The sequence below is a fragment of the Aquisalinus flavus genome (genome assembly GCF_014640095.1).
Lineage (GTDB): Bacteria > Pseudomonadota > Alphaproteobacteria > Caulobacterales > Parvularculaceae > Aquisalinus > Aquisalinus flavus.
Genome location: NZ_BMGH01000001.1, coordinates 1939901 through 1954150, shown reverse-complemented (window position 1 = coordinate 1954150; position 14250 = coordinate 1939901). Strand labels below are relative to the sequence as shown.

The window sequence follows — 14250 nt, the reverse complement described above, 5'->3', positions numbered from 1 at the left end:
ACTCAGGAGCGGCGCTCTTGCGGAGGCTCATGTGTAGGACATGTTGGTCATGGGTGATATCGGCCCGGATTCGCCCGGCCTGCCATTTCGCGGCGGAAAGCGGGGGCTGTGAAGCACGCCTCACCGATAGCGTTTCCCGGTGAAGTGGAAACCGGTTCACCGTCAGGAAACGCGGAAAACAAGGAGTCTGGGTCGTTTCAGCGTTTCGACAGAACGTTGAAACGATCTACAAGGCGCGCGATGAGAGCCACTTGGGACTGGCAGCATGCCAATGAGCGCGCCGGCGCGTGTACGATCCGGTGGCAGCCTGCATTGCGGGGTCGGCCGCGCCGGACAAAAGAAAAGGCGCCCGGGGCGGGCGCCTTTTCGCAAGGATGAGGGCGATGTCCCGGCGCGTGCCGCCGGGACACCGGTATCAGAAGCGGTAGACGCCGCCGACGCGCAGGGTGCGCATATCGACATTGTCCCGGCCATACATGGCGCTGAATTCCGCCGACAGGCTGAAGGCGTCGTTGATGTCCGCCTCGAGACCGATGCGCGGCTCGAACCAGCTCTCGCCGATATCCGCACCGGTGACCGCGAAGGGAGTCGTCGCGCCATTGGCGAAACTTGCCTGCACGACCTGCTCGTCATCGGCCAGTTCCTGCACATAGGACAGGCCGCCGAACGGACGGATCGTGGCAGTGCCGGTCTCGTGCGACGCCATGAAGTCGACGCCGATCTTGGCCTGCAGCGACTTGATGTCGTAATCCTCGACCGAAAGAGCACCCTGGCCACCGCTCTCGACATAGCCGTCGATGTCATATTCGGAGAAATACAGACCAGCGCGTGGAATGACATGGGTGCCGTTTCCGGTCACCTTGTCATAGCCGAGTTCGAGGCCGGCAAGGACCTGCTCGACATCGGTCGAGCCCATGCCGTCGGCCGCACCGCCGAAGCCAGCCGCGACGCGCGAGACTTCCAGGTCATACCGGCCGCCGCCATACCAGGCTGACAGGCTGAGCGGCCCGGCGATGGCAAGATCGCCATAACCGATGATGCTGTAGCCGTCCGACGAGGCATAGCCGCCATCGCTGACATCGACATCGCCGTCCTGATAATGACCGGAAAGACCAAGGGTCAGCGCCTCCGAGAGGGCCCGTTCGAGGCCGATGGCAGCGGAGAAGTTCTCCAGCTCTTCCTCGTCATTGGCCAGATAGCCGGCCGTATCACCACGGGAATAGGTGATGTCGGCAAAGCCGCTCCACGCCTCATCCATGGCGATCGAGCCCTGGGCCGAGCCCTGGGTCGAGCCGGCGTCCTGCGCCGCCAGCATGGCAAAGGCCGCCGTGCCGTCGGCAGAGGCGGTGCGCATGCCGTCAGCGGCAGCCAGTACCTGAACGTCGTTGACATTCGTCGCGACCGAGAAGCTGCCCGTGCTGCGGCCATAGCTGCGGCGCGTCACGCTGCGTACGGCAAGGTCGCCCTGGCCGAGCAGCATGTTGTTGGCGTAGAAATTCTCCGCCGGGGCGAGCATGTCGAGCGCATTGCCGAGAGACCCGGACGGCAGGTAATCGACCACACCGTAAATCTCGCTGAGGCCGGCATAATTGCCATCGCGCGACGCATCGAGGGCGTTGCCGATGCTGAGCTGGTTCTCCGAGCCGGTAGCGGCGAGGAAGCTGGTGAAGGCCTGCGCCTCGATCGCGACGCTGACAACACCGGCGTCAACGCTGGACGTGCCGTAGAGAACGCCCTGCAGCTGCGGTGTCAGCACCCGGTCGAACCCGCCGATGATATCGCCGGTCGCCATCATGATGTCGTAGCTGTCGCCATAGACCGGCAACGCGTCGAAATCGACGCCCAGCGTGCCGTCGAGCGATATCGAGCCGAAGACATCGAGCAGGTCGGATTCCCCGTTGCGAATATTGGCGAGGAACATGCCGGCCTGGGTCTGGATATAATCGCCATCGAGCAGCAGGGTGCCGGTGGTGTCGAGATCGCCCGGGCTGACCATGCCGGCAATGTTGAACAGCGTGCCATAGGCGAGCACACCATTGCCATAGAGCTGGTTGAAGTCGATCAGCGTCATGGTGCCGTCACCGGTCAGCGCGCCGCCCCACAGGACGACTTCGCGGGTCAGCAGGGAGCCATCGACATTCAGCAGGCCGTCAAAGACCTCGGTGTTGATGTTGACGAACATCGACCAGTCACTGGCGATATCGAGGCCGGTATCGGCGCCGTTCAGTGTCAGCTTGTCGATCTCGACATCCATGTCGAGGGTCGTCGTGCCGGCGGCATTCAGCGTGACCTCGAAGAACTGCGCCGGGTCGACGAAGGTTTCGCCACGGGCACCATAGAAATTGTCCGGCACGAAGTTTGTCGAACCCGGGCCGGTGAGCGACTGCTCCAGGCCGGTCAGCGTGCTGACCTCGGACAGGGCGCGGTCGAGCGCGGGCGTGCTGGCGGAAAGACCGGTCGCCTCGCTGGTGAGGTCCGTCGTGACGATACCACCAAGATCCGCTGTACCTGACAGCCCGCCACCGAGCCCGTCGCCGCGGGAGACAGCTGCCGTCGCGGTGAGACCGGTGTCGAGGCTGATGGACGCATCTTCCCGGGCCCCGGCAAAACCGGCCAATTCGACTTCAGCCATGCCGTCGCCTTCGCCCTCTGCAGCATCGGCCGTGTCATAGGTCTGGACGTCGGTATCGAAGACCGTGCCTTCGGTCGGACGTTCCTGGAACACGCCGCCTTCATCGCCGGAGGGCAGACCGTTTACCAGATTGCCCTCGCTGTCATAGACGAAATAGTTCGGGTCGAGGGTCTGGATCCAGCGGGTCGGGTCGGACCAGTTGCCGTCGCCTTCCAGTGCCGAGACATATTTGTAGGGGTTGTTCTCGGAAATGAACTGGTAGGAGGTGAACAGCGGGTTGTAATAGGAGACCTCGCCATAGCTCTGGCCTGCCGCGTGGAAGAAGCCGGGCTGGAAGCCGCCGGACAGGACGCCGAGGATGAGCGGGAAGTCGGCGAGCTGGTCGGCAAACAGCGGTCCGCCGGAATCGCCACCGGCCGTGGCGAATTCGAACGGCAGGGCATCGCCGGGGAACAGGTCGATCGACGGGCCGGGCAGGACCACCGTATCGCTGTCGAGGAAGGTGCCGCTGAACCCGTCCCAGTCGGAACAGACAATGGAGTTGCTGGCGCCAAAGGCGGTCGTGCGCTCGCACTCGCCTTCGCGGCCCGGCAGGTCGAAATCGATCCAGTAGAGAAGCTGGTTGGAAGCGCCACCAGAGCCAAATTGCAGGTTTTCGTTCTGGGCGAGGGCCTGGACGAAATCGTTCTGCGAGGCGAGCAGGCCGAGCATGTTCTCGCCCGCGCGGCGCTTGCCGTTGATGCCGATACCCGTCCCCGAGCCGGGTCCGTAGGTGCCGTAGCCGACGCCGACGGTATGAAGCCCGTCCTCGATCGCGCCTTCCGGTACCGGGCTGAACAGCATGGCATAGGACGGAATGGTGTAGATCGGGTCTTGCAGGCCGATCAGGGCGACGTCGGCAGCCGGGAACGGCATATTGCCGAATTCGGCATCCGGATGGAGGATGACATCGACGCCGAAGGTCAGGCCGTTGCGGTTATCGAGGAACTGTTCGCCGGTGCCGATCCAGTTGAACAGCGGATCGAACGTATCCGGGCCATAGGCAATGATCGGTGTGTACCACAGCGTGTCCGGGCCATATTCCTCCGATGGCAGGTTGTTGAAGCAGTGCGCGGCCGAAATGACGGTGCGCGGGTTGATCAGCGAGCCTGTGCAGTTGAACAGGATGTCGCCGAAAAGATTGTCGAGGAGATAGATCTGGACCACACCGTCCCAGTAAGCCGCGTAATCCTGAGAGCCCTCATCGCCGACATCGTCGCGATACAGTTCTGCATTTGCCGGCACGGCCATGGCGGCCAGTGCAAGAGCGGAAACGCCTGCGCCAAGGCGGCTGGCGAGCTTTTTGTTGATGGTCATGATAATCCATTCCCAAGGCTGATAGGTACCATAGTACGCATATCGCCCGCCCCCTCAAGCAGGATAAGGAGTTATCTCTCGTGATAAGTGCAGATTTAACTCAGGTCGATCTCGCCTGACGCGGCGATCTTCTAGAACGGTTCAAACCCGTTGCCGGCGCGGTCGGGAGAATCGATTTGTTCGGTCTTGCAGGATGAAAAGCCCTGGCGCCAGCCGGTGCGATAGCTGCGGTCGTTCGCGAACAGCGCCTCGTCCTGGATAACCTTGGTCGAGAAGGCGCGATCCGCTTCCCGGGCGCTGGCGCAGCCATCGGCATAGCCTGCCGGATACATCGGCCCGTCGATCGCCTGCTGGGTCGTTTCGGGGCTTGCGCACCCGCTTGCCGTCAGGGTCAGGCCGGCCAGAAGGCAGGCGAGGGCTGGAAATCCGGTTCTCATGGTCATCCCACTCACATAGGGCCGGACGCGCGTCCGGCGATTAACGAAATCCTTCTGACCCTCGCATGTCCTGAAGGGAAATGGAAAGCAAGAATTAACGGGATTGCGTCTAGTGTGGGGCGCATCGATCACCAGAGGATTGCCCATGGCTGAAGAAGCGAGAGTTCTGGAGCAGCATCATGCGGTTGCAGGGCCGGGCGAGCAGCTGACCCTGAGCGGCCAGATGACGACCCGTATGGCGCTTGTGCGCAAGCTGACCGATATTGTCGTGCTGCCCCTCGGCAAGATCAGCAGCAATGAGCGTTCCTTCGCCGCCGATATTCTGATCCGTACCCTGTTGAACGTCGATGCCGCCGCGCGCGGCGAGGTTGCCCATCGTCTCGCCGGGATCACCGATATTCCCCGTCACCTGCAGCGCTTCCTGATGACCAGCGATATCGAGATCGCCCGCCCGATGCTGGAGACCCGCACCCATGTGCCGGAGACCATGCTGATGGAGGCAGCAGAGTGCAGCCGCGCGCATCGACAGATCATCATGCGCCGTGACGATGTCACATCGGCAGTGGCCGACGTGCTGATCGGCCATGGCGAAGCCGATATCATGCGGCGCCTGCTCGACAAGCATGAAGTTCATCTGTCCGACCAGGCGATGACGACGATCATTCACAAGTCACGCACTGACGAGCATCTGCGCGAGCCGCTGCTGCGCCGGCTGGAACTGCGCCCCGACCAGGCGTTCGTCATGTACTGGTGGATGAACACGACCCAGCGCAAGCACCTTTTCAAACGCTTCATGACCGACCGCTCGGTCATTCAGGAGGCCATGCACGAACTGTTCGTCGTGACCTTCACCAGCGACAATCCGGACAAGGTCGTCAAGGCCAGCCTGAAACTGATCGACCGCCGTCACCGGCCGCGCGGGCGCAATGGCGAGATGGTGACGATGGACATCGTCCAGAAGACGCTGACCGCCGCCCGCTGCCAGCCGACCCACGAATTCGCCCACGCCGTCGGCCTGTTGGCCGGGGTGTCGACCGATACCGCGGAAATGGTGCTGTTCGACGTGACCGGCGTGTCTTTCGCGATCATCTGCAAGTCCATCGGCCTGTCGCGCAGTTCCTTCCGCGAGGTCATCTCCGACAGCCGTTTCGCCGATGAGGGCTCAAGCGCGATCCTGACCGAAGACCAGATCGAGGAGCTTGTCGGGATTTTCGATTCCATCGCCCGCGACTTCTCTCGCACCATCCTGCGCTATTGGGACTGGAAGACCGACATGTTCGTGATCGGCGAGGAGCAACTGGCCCAGAACGGCCAGAGCGATGTCCACAAGACCTATTTCGGCGAACTTTGATCGAATAGCGAAAATTGCATCTTTCCGCTTAAACCCGTTTTAAGGCTGCCGTGCCATAGTGTTCCGGTCGGTCGCTGCCTTGCGTATTTTGGCGGCGGCCGGCCTTCCCCCCCTCTGTAATCCCTTGAGCCACCATGGCGCAGCGGCTGGCCAAAAACGCCAACGCAACCGGCTTTTGTGCGATTTCTTTCAACAAGGGATTGATTTCGTCGCGAATTTGGCCAATTTCCCCGGAGACATTCCGGTGCGGAAAAGGGTATTGGTGCCGGGACCTTCAACAGCCGCGGTAGGGCGGTGGACAGCAAACAGAACGGGCAGACAATCACAGCCATGCTGCGTTTCCTGACAAAAATTGCCGGTCGGCACGTTGTGCTTGCCCTGTCCATGTTCGGCCTGTGGCTGTTGCTGTCGGGCTACTTCACTTATCCCTCGCTGCTGACATTTGGCATCATATCCGTCCTGCTGACCACATGGCTGGCCCAGCGCGCCGGGATGCTGGACCGCGAGGGCGTGCCGACGCGCGTTTTTCCAGGAATTTTTGCCTACATGCTCTGGCTGACCGTCGAGATCGGCAAGTCCAACCTGATCGTGACCATGCATGCCCTGTCGCCGAAGCTGAAGCTGAGCCCGACGATGGTGACCGTGCCGGCCTATCAGGCGAGCGATCTCGGCAAGGTCATCTTCGCCAACTCGATCACCCTGACCCCCAGCACGGTGTCGGTTGACCTGCACGAGAACAATATTCTCATTCACGCGCTGACCGCAGAAATGGCCGACGTCGCCGGCATGATCGCGATGGGCGAACGGGTTTGCGCGTTTGACGGTCCGGAAGGCCGTGACTGGGTGCGCCAGCGCAAGGCCGAGCGCCGCGCCGAGGCCGACAGGGCCGCCGCCGAGAGGCAGGCCGGTCTATGATGTTCGCTGTCGCCGCTGCCGCCATCATCGTTGCGATGGTGATCACCTTCGCCCGCGCCGTACTCGGGCCGTCCCTCTATGACCGTATCCTCGCCGGCAACTCGTTTGGCACGAAAACCGTCCTTCTGCTCGGCATCATGGGCTATCTCACGGGCCGTCCGGACTTCCTCGATATCGCGCTGCTTTACGCGCTGATCAACTTCCTCGCCACCATCGCCATCCTGAAATTCTTCCGTTACCGGACGATGTCGCCGACGATGGACGACCTGCGCCAGGCAGAGAGGGAGAAGGCGGAATGATCCTCGATAGTCTCAGCTGGTGCCTGTTCCTGCTCGGGGCGCTGTTCATCATTTCCGGCTCGCTTGGCCTGTTGCGTTTTCCGGACTTCTACACCCGCCTGCATGCGGCCGGCGTAACCGATACGCTGGGCGTGGAGCTGATGCTGCTCGCCATGATCTTCCAGTCCGACAACTGGATCACCATCGTCAAGCTGTTGCTCATCGCGCTGTTCATGTTGCTGACGAGCCCGGTTTCAACCCACGCTATTGCCCATGCCGCCTGGGTCGGCAAGCTGAAGCCAATGCTCGGCCCCGACCTCAGGCGCGACGGCGACGCAGAAACACATGAGGAGGACGCCTGATGGAAGAATTCCAGACGCCACTCCAGCCGATCATCCTGCTCGATCTGGCAATCCTGTCGCTGCTGATCGCAACGGCCTTCGCGATGATGCGTGTCCGCCGGCTGTTCGCGGTCGTGATGCTGTCGGGCATTTTCTCCTTCCTCGCCGCGCTGTTTTTCGTCTCGCTCGATGCGGTCGACGTCGCCTTTACCGAGGCTGCGGTCGGCGCGGGCATTTCCACCGTACTGATGCTGTCCGGCATGCTGTTGACGGCCCGGCGTGAAAAGCCGGCGGTGCCGGGGTACAGGAATGTCGCGATGGTGGTCTGTCTCGTCACCGGCGCGGCGCTGTTCTATGCGACCATCGACATGCCGGCCTTCGGCGACCCGAACGCGCCGGCAAACGCCTATATCGGCCAGCAATTTGTCGAGCGTACACCGCAGGACGTCGAGATACCGAATATCGTCACCGCCATTCTCGCCTCCTATCGGGGGTTCGATACGCTGGGCGAGGTGCTGGTCGTCTTCGCCGCCGGTGTCGGCGTCATCATGCTTCTTGGTGCCGGGTCTCTGCGCGGCGGCCGGAAGGTGAAGGACGAGCGCCCCGAGGACGATAGCAACGAGGGAAGGGAGTTCTAGAACCATGATGGCTCACCTGATCCTCCGCGTAACGATCAAGCTGCTGTTCGCGCCGATCATCGTCTTTGCGCTCTATGTGCAGTTCCATGGAGAATACGGGCCCGGCGGCGGCTTCCAGGCCGGGGTCATCTTTGCTGCGGCCTTCGTGCTCCATGCCCTCGGCTTTGGTCTCGACGAGACCAAGAAGGTCCTGCCGCCCAAGGTATTGCCCTGGCTGATGGTCACCGGAGTCATGTTGTATGCCGGGACCGGCGTTGCGACGATGCTGCTCGGCGAAAACTTCCTCGATTACGACATCCTGCAGCCGGACAGCCATCACCATGCCGGCCAGCATATCGGCATCATCCTCGTCGAGCTCGGCGTGGGCGTTGCCGTCGCCTCGACCATGCTGACGATCTTCTATTACTTCGCCGGCCGCGAGCCCGAGATCAGGGACGAGGACTGGTAATGGATATCATCGAATTCATCGTCGGGCGGTACAATTACTGGATCTTCATCACGCTGATGATGATCGGGCTTTATATCGTCATTTCGCGCGGAAACCTGATCAAGACCATTGTCGGCCTGAACCTGTTCCAGACGTCGGTCTTCATCTTCTACATCTCCATCGGCAAGATCGTCGGCGGTACCGCGCCGATCCTGGTTGGCAGCTATAAAGCCGATGATAGCTATGGCGAGGGATATGGTGACGAAAGCCATGGCGCCGGCGAGCAGACCTCCGGCGCTCGGGAAGGCCTGCATGACGCGGACGGCCTCGATATTCCGTCGAACAGTCTTTCGGCAGAAGTTCCGGCAGGGGGCGCGCCAAGCGCCGTCTCCGGCAGCCTGCACCAGATGCCCGACACCGCTCGCGAAACAGCGGCCGGCATGGCCAGCGGCGTGAACGCCACCTATGACAGCGTCGCCGATGCTGCGGCGCAGGGCGCGGAAGTGATCTATACCAACCCGTTGCCGCACGTGCTGATCCTTACCGCCATCGTCGTCGGCGTGGCGACGACCGCTCTGGGCCTGGCTCTGGCGGTCCGCATTCGCGAGGCCTATGGCACGATCGAGGAAGACGAGCTGGAAGCGGAAGACCATTTCGCCGAGTTCGGCGTGCCCTTGCACCCTGAGCAGGGGCAAGCGCGGGGAGGGGCTGCGTAATGGCAATTCCGGGTCTTGAACAGCTGCCGGTCCTGCCGGTTGTCATTCCGCTTGTCGCCGCGCCGCTGACGCTGCTGATGAAGCCCGGCCGGGCGCCGTGGGCGTGGGCGACGCTGGTCAGCTGGGTCACCTTCGTGGTCACGCTTCTGCTGCTCGAAGCTGTGTGGGTCCATGGGCCGGTCGAATACGCCATGGGCGGCTGGGGCGCGCCGGAGGGTATGTCCGCGCCGATCGGCATCACCTATTATGTCGATCTCGCCAATGCGCTGGTGTTGACGCTGGTCGCCGGCATCGCCTCCGTGGTCTTTCCGTATGCCTATTATTCCGTCGAGTCCGAGATCGACCATCGCCAGACCCCGGCATTCTATACCGCGCTGCTGATCTGCTTCACCGGCCTGCTCGGGGTGACGATCACCGGCGACGCCTTCAACGTCTTCGTCTTCCTCGAGATCTCGTCGCTGTCGACCTACGCGCTCATCGCCATGGGCGCGCGCAATGACCGCCGGGCGCTGACGGCATCGTTCAACTATCTCGTCATGGGAACGATCGGTGCGACCTTCTATGTCATCGGGATCGGCCTGCTCTATCAGGCGACGGGCACGCTCAACATGCTCGACCTGCACCAGCAGCTGATGGGCCAGTCGAATCGCATGGTCGAGGCGGGCTTTGCCTTCATCATCACCGGCATCGGCCTGAAGCTCGCCATGGTGCCGCTGCATCTGTGGCTGCCGAACGCCTATTGCTATGCGCCGTCGGCGATCTCCGCCTTCCTCGCCGCGACGGCAACGAAAGTGCAGGTCTATATCATCCTGCGCTTCATGTTCTCCGTGTTCGGGTTCGAGTTTGCCTTCCTCGAGGTCGCGCTGAACGCCTTCATCGTCCTCGGCATCGTCGGCATGTTCTACGCCTCCTTCGTGGCGGTGTTCCGCGATAACGTGAAGCAGATGCTGGCCTATTCTTCCATTGCTCAGATCGGCTACATGCTGCTCGGCATCTCGTTCGGCACGGTCGACGGTGTCGCCGCGTCGCTGATCCATGTCTTCAACCACGCGCTGATAAAGGCTGCCCTGTTCATGGGCGTCGGCTGTGTCGTGCTGCGTCTCGGCTCCAGCAATTTCGCCGCCTTCAATGGACTGGCCAAGCGCATGCCGTGGACCGCCTGGGGGCTGATCATTTCCGGCCTGTCGCTGGTTGGCGTGCCGCTGACGGTCGGCTTCATTTCCAAATGGAAACTGATGGAAGCGGCGTTCCAGACCCAGACCTTCATTCCGCCGCTGCTGATCGTCCTGCTGATCGGCGCCTCGTCCCTGCTGGCCGCCATTTACATCGGCCGGCTGGCCTATGCGATGCTGCTGCAACCGGTGCCGGAGGATGCCGAGCCGGTGAAGGAGGCGCCGCATCTGATGCGGATCACCATGTGGATCATGGTTCTCGCCAATATCTGGTTCTTCTTCCAGACCGATGTGACGGTCGGGGTTGCCACCCGCGCGGCGCAGGCGCTGCTTGATACCGGCCTCGGTTATGGGGGGGCGTACTGATGTTGTCACTGCTGAGCCCTGAAATGGCGATGTATATCAGCCTGATCCTGCCGATCTTCGGCCTGTTCGGCATCATGCTCGCCGACAAGGTGCCGAATGTGCGCGAGGGCGTGACCCTCGTGACCGGCGCGATCGTGTTCTACATGGCGATCATTGTCGCCGTTGCCGTCTCCGGCGGTGCGCGGCCCGGCTTCGAGGTCGCGGAGATCATCCCCGGTCTCGCCATCCGGTTCGAGGTCGAGCCGCTGGGCGCCATGTTCGGCGTCATCGCGTCCGGCCTGTGGATCGTCAATTCGCTCTATTCCATCGGTTACATGCGCGGCACGCACGAAAAGCACCAGACGCGCTTCTACATGTGCTTCGCCATCGCCATCATGTCGGCGCTGGGCATCGCCTATTCGGCCAACCTGCTGACCTTCTTCATCTTCTACGAAGTGCTGACGCTGTCGACCTTCCCGCTGGTCACCCACAAGGAGAACGAGGCCGCGCGCAATGGCGGGCGCATCTATCTAGGCATCCTGCTCGGCACGTCCATCGGCCTGCTGCTGCCTGCCATCGTGTTGACCTATGTGCTGACCGGCACGACCGAGTTTACCCTCGGCGGGCTGTTCGCCGGCGGTGCCGAGGGCCCGATCCTGATGGCGACCTCGCCGGTCATTTTCGTACTGCTGGCGCTCTTTGCCTTCGGTATCGGCAAGGCGGCGCTGATGCCGATCCACCCATGGCTGCCTGCGGCCATGGTCGCGCCGACGCCGGTCTCGGCCTTCCTCCACGCGGTTGCGGTCGTCAAGGCTGGTGTTTTCGGTATACTGAAGGTGGTCATCTTCATCTTCGGCGTCGATTTTCTCGCCGAAGGCTGGGCGGCCGATTTCTTTCTCTGGCTTGCCGCCTTCTCGGTGCTGGCCGCCTCGGCCATCGCGATGACGCAGGACAATCTGAAATCCCGCCTCGCGTTTTCAACGGTTTCGCAGCTCTCCTATGTCACCATCGGGGCGATGCTGGCGACCTCCATGGGCGTTGCCGGCGGCGCGACGCAGATCGCCGCCCATGCGCTCGGCAAGATGACCTTGTTCATGTGCGCCGGCGCGATTTACGTCGCCCACCACAAATCCCTGATTTCGGAAATGCGCGGGCTGGGGCGGAAAATGCCGTTCACCTTCATCGCCTTCATCATCGGCGCGTTTTCGATTATCGGCCTGCCGCCCATGGCCGGCTCTTGGCCGAAATTCATGCTGATGTGGAGCGCAGCCGATGCCGGCCACCAGCTGGTCTTCGTGGTGCTGATCGCCTCGTCGCTGATGAACATCGTCTACCTGCTGACGCCGATGCTGCGTGGCTTCATGGACCCGATGTCGAGCGGCCTGAAATTCGACAAGGACTGCCTCGCCGAGGCGCCGCTCTTCTGCCTGGTCCCGGCCTGGATCACTGCCATCGGCACCATCGTCCTGTTCTTCTATATCGAGCCGCTGATTGCCTTCCTCGAGCCGGTGACCGGCGCAATCGGGTTTGGAGGATAAGATGAGCGACAATCACCACACCCCCGCCAGCGAAGAGACGGGCGACACCGGCTTTTTCGAGAAGCCGGGGATGCGCAAGATCCTGTGGGTCGCCTTGCTGGCATCCTGCGCCATCTTTGCCGCGCTCGGCATTTACGGCATGGTCGCCGGCTGGATGCATCCCTACTTCACGCTCGACGGCCTGCCGGTCTTCTATGCGCTGGCCGGGGCAATCGTCGCTGCCGTGCTCGGCGCGGGCGGGCGGCTGTTGTCCGAGGCGCTGACAAAGCCGTCGGACTATTATGACAGCCCGGCGGACGAGACGAGGCCAGACGACGGGGAGGGGCGGCCATGAGCGATTTGTTGGCTGGCCTGATCCAGAACCCCGGCATGCTGCTGATTGTCGCCGGCGTCATCGTCGCCTTGTTGCCGGGCCGTCAGCTGCGCGCCATTGCGGCGCTCGCTGCCATTATCGGCTGTTATGCGCTGCTCGCGTCCTATGGCACCGCACCGATGGACGCGCCCGTGCTGATGGGCGAGAGCACGCTGTTCGGGCTCGATCTCGTCTCGATACGGATCGACCGGCTGTCGGTCGTCTTTGCGACCCTGTTCTTCATCGCGGCGGGCCTGAACGCGATCTATGGCTGGCTGCATGCCAGTCGCATGGAAGCGTCGATGGGCCTGATCTATGCCGGCGCGGCGATCGGCGGCGTGCTCGCGGGCGATCTCCTCACCCTGTTCATCTTCTGGGAACTGGCGGCGCTGTCATCGGTCTTCATCGTCTGGGGCGGCGGCACCCATGCCGCGTTCAAGGCGGGCATGCGCTATCTGGTCATCCAGGTCGGTTCCGGCATGGCCCTGATGGCCGGTGTTGCGCTGACGGTCGCGGCCACCGGCGAGACGGCCTTCACCGCGATGAGCCTGACCGCCGAAGATGGCTCGCTGAACATTGCGGCACTTCTGATCTTCATCGGCTTCGGGGTAAAGGCAGGCTTTCCGCTGCTGCATTTCTGGCTGCCGGATGCCTATCCGCGCGCCAGCGCCGTTGGCGCGGTGATGCTGTCGGCGTTTACCACCAAGATGGCGATCTATGCGCTCGCCCGCGGCTTTCCCGGCGAGGACATCCTGATGCTGATCGGCGCGGTGATGGCGGTCGCCTTCATCTTCTTCGGCGCGGCGGCAAGCGATCTGCGCCGGGTCCTGGCCTATTCGCTCAACAGCCAGCTCGGCTTCATGGTCTGCGGCATCGGCATCGGCAGCGAGCTTGCGATCAATGGCGCCGTCGCCCATGCCTTTGCCAGCGTGATCTACAAGGGTATGCTGTTCATGGCGATGGGCGCGGTGCTGACCCGTGCCGGGACACTGCGCGCGGCGCATTTGAGCGGGCTTTACCGCGCCATGCCGCTGACCGCGCTCGTCGCGTTCATCGGCGCGCTGACGATCACCGGCGTGCCGCTCTTCGCCGGGTTCGTGACCAAGTCGATGACGATCTCCGCCGCCGGGTATTACGAGCACATGCTGGTCTGGCTGGCGCTGATCGCGGCGACGGTCGGGGCGGTGAACAATATCGGTGTGCGGATCTTCCATGATACATTCATGGGCGCGCGCAGCGACGCGGCGAAGGTTTCGGGCGATGCGCCGCTGCCGATGCTGATCGCCATGGCGCTTGCCGCCGCGATCTGCCTTGTCGTCGGGATACAGCCGACCCTGTTATGGTCGATGCTGCCCTTCGACTATGACTATGCCGCCTACACGATGGATCACCTGATCACGCAGATGCAGCTGATCCTGTTCGCGGTGCTGCTGTTTGCCCTCGCCCGCCGGTTCGGGCTCGCGGCCCGCCCGCGCGACGGGGTGCTGCTTGATGTCGATTGGCTCTATCGCGTCCCGGGGCGTATTGCGCTGGCGGGCGTGGTGCGCGGGACGGCCGCCGCCTGGCACCGTCTCTGGTGGGGTATCCAGGCCGGCGTGGCCCGGTTGGTGAAAGGCCTCTACGATACGCATGGTCCGGAAGGGGCGCTGGCGCGCTCCTGGCCGGTCGGCTTCATGGCCCTGTTCACCGCGGTGGTGCTCGGCCTGATGCTGATCGTGACATTCGTGGCCTATTGATCAGCGGCCTGTCTCC

13 protein-coding genes are annotated in these 14250 nt (G+C 62.7%); 11 read left to right on the top strand and 2 right to left on the bottom strand.

The window, feature by feature from the left end:
* Positions 1-415: 415 nt before the first annotated feature.
* Both IEV88_RS09035 and IEV88_RS09030 read right to left on the bottom strand, forming a co-directional pair.
* Positions 416-3988 carry an autotransporter domain-containing protein gene (locus IEV88_RS09035; RefSeq protein ID WP_188158758.1) on the bottom strand — a complete coding sequence of 1191 codons (3573 nt, stop codon included), beginning with the start codon at positions 3986-3988 and terminating at the stop codon, positions 416-418.
* Positions 3989-4119: 131 nt separating this feature from the next.
* On the bottom strand, positions 4120-4425 hold the full coding sequence (locus tag IEV88_RS09030; protein WP_188158759.1) for a hypothetical protein: 306 nt from the start codon (positions 4423-4425) through the stop codon (positions 4120-4122).
* 145 nt (positions 4426-4570) lie between these two features.
* Between IEV88_RS09030 and IEV88_RS09025 the strand changes: the two genes are divergently transcribed.
* The 11 genes from IEV88_RS09025 to IEV88_RS08975 all read left to right on the top strand — a co-directional run bounded on the left by IEV88_RS09025 (position 4571) and on the right by IEV88_RS08975 (position 14234).
* Positions 4571-5776: a DUF2336 domain-containing protein gene (locus tag IEV88_RS09025; protein ID WP_188158760.1), complete on the top strand. Its 1206-nt coding sequence runs from the start codon at positions 4571-4573 to the stop codon at positions 5774-5776.
* Between the two features lie 330 nt (positions 5777-6106).
* Entirely contained in the window at positions 6107-6691 is a 585-nt protein-coding gene (locus IEV88_RS09020) for a Na+/H+ antiporter subunit E (protein ID WP_188158761.1), read from the top strand.
* Complete coding sequence (locus IEV88_RS09015) at positions 6691-6990, top strand: MrpF/PhaF family protein (RefSeq protein WP_188159233.1); 300 nt, start codon at positions 6691-6693, stop codon at positions 6988-6990. The genes IEV88_RS09020 and IEV88_RS09015 overlap by 1 nt, the downstream gene beginning before the upstream one ends.
* On the top strand, positions 6987-7331 hold the full coding sequence (gene mnhG / locus IEV88_RS09010) for a monovalent cation/H(+) antiporter subunit G (protein ID WP_188158762.1): 345 nt from the start codon (positions 6987-6989) through the stop codon (positions 7329-7331). The genes IEV88_RS09015 and mnhG overlap by 4 nt, the downstream gene beginning before the upstream one ends.
* Positions 7331-7948, top strand: coding sequence for a DUF4040 domain-containing protein (locus tag IEV88_RS09005; RefSeq protein WP_188158763.1), 618 nt, complete (start codon positions 7331-7333; stop codon positions 7946-7948). Before mnhG ends, IEV88_RS09005 begins: the two co-directional genes overlap by 1 nt.
* 4 nt (positions 7949-7952) lie before the next feature.
* Positions 7953-8396, top strand: coding sequence for a Na(+)/H(+) antiporter subunit B (locus tag IEV88_RS09000; RefSeq protein WP_188158764.1), 444 nt, complete (start codon positions 7953-7955; stop codon positions 8394-8396).
* Positions 8396-9091 carry a sodium:proton antiporter gene (locus tag IEV88_RS08995; RefSeq protein WP_188158765.1) on the top strand — a complete coding sequence of 232 codons (696 nt, stop codon included), beginning with the start codon at positions 8396-8398 and terminating at the stop codon, positions 9089-9091. Before IEV88_RS09000 ends, IEV88_RS08995 begins: the two co-directional genes overlap by 1 nt.
* On the top strand, positions 9091-10629 hold the full coding sequence (locus IEV88_RS08990; protein ID WP_188158766.1) for a monovalent cation/H+ antiporter subunit D family protein: 1539 nt from the start codon (positions 9091-9093) through the stop codon (positions 10627-10629). Before IEV88_RS08995 ends, IEV88_RS08990 begins: the two co-directional genes overlap by 1 nt.
* Positions 10629-12146: a proton-conducting transporter transmembrane domain-containing protein gene (locus tag IEV88_RS08985; RefSeq protein WP_188158767.1), complete on the top strand. Its 1518-nt coding sequence runs from the start codon at positions 10629-10631 to the stop codon at positions 12144-12146. Before IEV88_RS08990 ends, IEV88_RS08985 begins: the two co-directional genes overlap by 1 nt.
* Before the next feature lies 1 nt (position 12147).
* A complete protein-coding gene (locus IEV88_RS08980) occupies positions 12148-12480 on the top strand; it encodes a hypothetical protein (RefSeq protein WP_188158768.1) in 333 nt (110 codons plus the stop codon).
* On the top strand, positions 12477-14234 hold the full coding sequence (locus tag IEV88_RS08975; protein ID WP_188158769.1) for a proton-conducting transporter transmembrane domain-containing protein: 1758 nt from the start codon (positions 12477-12479) through the stop codon (positions 14232-14234). The genes IEV88_RS08980 and IEV88_RS08975 overlap by 4 nt, the downstream gene beginning before the upstream one ends.
* The last annotated feature ends 16 nt before the right edge of the window (positions 14235-14250 follow it).

Coding starts and splice junctions, on each gene's coding strand:
- IEV88_RS08985 (WP_188158767.1), top strand. CDS start 10,629: ATGTTGTCACTGCTGAGCCCTGAAATGGCGATGTATATCAGCCTGATC.
- IEV88_RS09005 (WP_188158763.1), top strand. CDS start 7,331: ATGGAAGAATTCCAGACGCCACTCCAGCCGATCATCCTGCTCGATCTG.
- IEV88_RS08995 (WP_188158765.1), top strand. CDS start 8,396: ATGGATATCATCGAATTCATCGTCGGGCGGTACAATTACTGGATCTTC.
- IEV88_RS08990 (WP_188158766.1), top strand. CDS start 9,091: ATGGCAATTCCGGGTCTTGAACAGCTGCCGGTCCTGCCGGTTGTCATT.
- IEV88_RS09015 (WP_188159233.1), top strand. CDS start 6,691: ATGTTCGCTGTCGCCGCTGCCGCCATCATCGTTGCGATGGTGATCACC.
- IEV88_RS09035 (WP_188158758.1), bottom strand. CDS start 3,988: ATGACCATCAACAAAAAGCTCGCCAGCCGCCTTGGCGCAGGCGTTTCC.
- IEV88_RS09000 (WP_188158764.1), top strand. CDS start 7,953: ATGATGGCTCACCTGATCCTCCGCGTAACGATCAAGCTGCTGTTCGCG.
- IEV88_RS09020 (WP_188158761.1), top strand. CDS start 6,107: ATGCTGCGTTTCCTGACAAAAATTGCCGGTCGGCACGTTGTGCTTGCC.
- IEV88_RS08980 (WP_188158768.1), top strand. CDS start 12,148: ATGAGCGACAATCACCACACCCCCGCCAGCGAAGAGACGGGCGACACC.
- mnhG (WP_188158762.1), top strand. CDS start 6,987: ATGATCCTCGATAGTCTCAGCTGGTGCCTGTTCCTGCTCGGGGCGCTG.
- IEV88_RS09030 (WP_188158759.1), bottom strand. CDS start 4,425: ATGAGAACCGGATTTCCAGCCCTCGCCTGCCTTCTGGCCGGCCTGACC.
- IEV88_RS09025 (WP_188158760.1), top strand. CDS start 4,571: ATGGCTGAAGAAGCGAGAGTTCTGGAGCAGCATCATGCGGTTGCAGGG.
- IEV88_RS08975 (WP_188158769.1), top strand. CDS start 12,477: ATGAGCGATTTGTTGGCTGGCCTGATCCAGAACCCCGGCATGCTGCTG.